The organism is Enterobacter sp. 04-C-12-SI-ECC, assembly GCF_047530715.1.
GTDB lineage: Bacteria > Pseudomonadota > Gammaproteobacteria > Enterobacterales > Enterobacteriaceae > Enterobacter > Enterobacter bugandensis.
Map to the genome: position 1 here is coordinate 1 of NZ_JBLKDI010000050.1, position 1425 is coordinate 1425.

Consider the following 1425-nt stretch of genomic DNA (forward strand, 5'->3'; position numbering starts at 1 on the left):
TCTATACCCTGCAACTTAACGCCCAGTTAAGACTCGGTTTCCCTGCGGCTCCCCTATACGGTTAACCTTGCTACAGAATATAAGTCGCTGACCCATTATACAAAAGGTACGCAGTCACACCCGAAGGTGCTCCCACTGCTTGTACGTACACGGTTTCAGGTTCTTTTTCACTCCCCTCGCCGGGGTTCTTTTCGCCTTTCCCTCACGGTACTGGTTCACTATCGGTCAGTCAGGAGTATTTAGCCTTGGAGGATGGTCCCCCCATATTCAGACAGGATACCACGTGTCCCGCCCTACTCTTCGAGTTCACAACCTGTGCATTTTCGTGTACGGGACTGTCACCCTGTACCGTGCGACTTTCCAGACGCTTCCACTAACACACAAGCTGATTCAGACTCCGGGCTGCTCCCCGTTCGCTCGCCGCTACTGGGGGAATCTCGGTTGATTTCTTTTCCTCGGGGTACTTAGATGTTTCAGTTCCCCCGGTTCGCCTCGTTAACCTATGTATTCAGTTAACGATAGTGTGTCGAAACACACTGGGTTTCCCCATTCGGACATCGACGGGTCAAGGGTTCATATCACCTCGCCGTCGCTTTTCGCAGATTAGCACGTCCTTCATCGCCTCTGACTGCCAGGGCATCCACCGTGTACGCTTAGTCGCTTAACCTCACAACCCGAAGATGTTTCTTTCGATTCACCATCGACTTGCGAAAATTTGAGAGACTCGAACACACCTTAAAGATGTGTCGTTTCAATTTTCAGCTTGATCCAGATTTTTAAAGAGCAAATATCTCAAACGTGACTCGCAAGTCAGTTTTGAGATATGACGGCAGGTGACTTTCACTCACGAACCAGCAAGTGGCGTCCCCTAGGGGATTCGAACCCCTGTTACCGCCGTGAAAGGGCGGTGTCCTGGGCCTCTAGACGAAGGGGACACTGAAGTCTCAATCGCAAGACGCCTTGCTGCTTACTTTTCATCAGACAATCTGTGTGGACACTACAAAGGCAGGTTCTTTAAGGTAAGGAGGTGATCCAACCGCAGGTTCCCCTACGGTTACCTTGTTACGACTTCACCCCAGTCATGAATCACAAAGTGGTAAGCGCCCTCCCGAAGGTTAAGCTACCTACTTCTTTTGCAACCCACTCCCATGGTGTGACGGGCGGTGTGTACAAGGCCCGGGAACGTATTCACCGTGGCATTCTGATCCACGATTACTAGCGATTCCGACTTCATGGAGTCGAGTTGCAGACTCCAATCCGGACTACGACGCACTTTATGAGGTCCGCTTGCTCTCGCGAGGTCGCTTCTCTTTGTATGCGCCATTGTAGCACGTGTGTAGCCCTACTCGTAAGGGCCATGATGACTTGACGTCATCCCCACCTTCCTCCAGTTTATCACTGGCAGTCTCCTTTGAGTTCCCGGCC

1 tRNA gene and 2 rRNA genes are annotated in these 1425 nt (G+C 51.5%); all 3 read right to left on the reverse strand.

What is annotated here, in order from left to right:
- Positions 1 to 667, reverse strand: a 23S ribosomal RNA gene (locus ACMWL8_RS25065); the annotation flags it as partial.
- Positions 668 to 859: 192 nt separating this feature from the next.
- Positions 860 to 935 (reverse strand) — tRNA-Glu (locus ACMWL8_RS25070).
- An 85-nt stretch (positions 936 to 1020) separates the two neighbouring features.
- Positions 1021 to 1425: ribosomal RNA gene (locus tag ACMWL8_RS25075) — 16S ribosomal RNA — on the reverse strand; the annotation flags it as partial.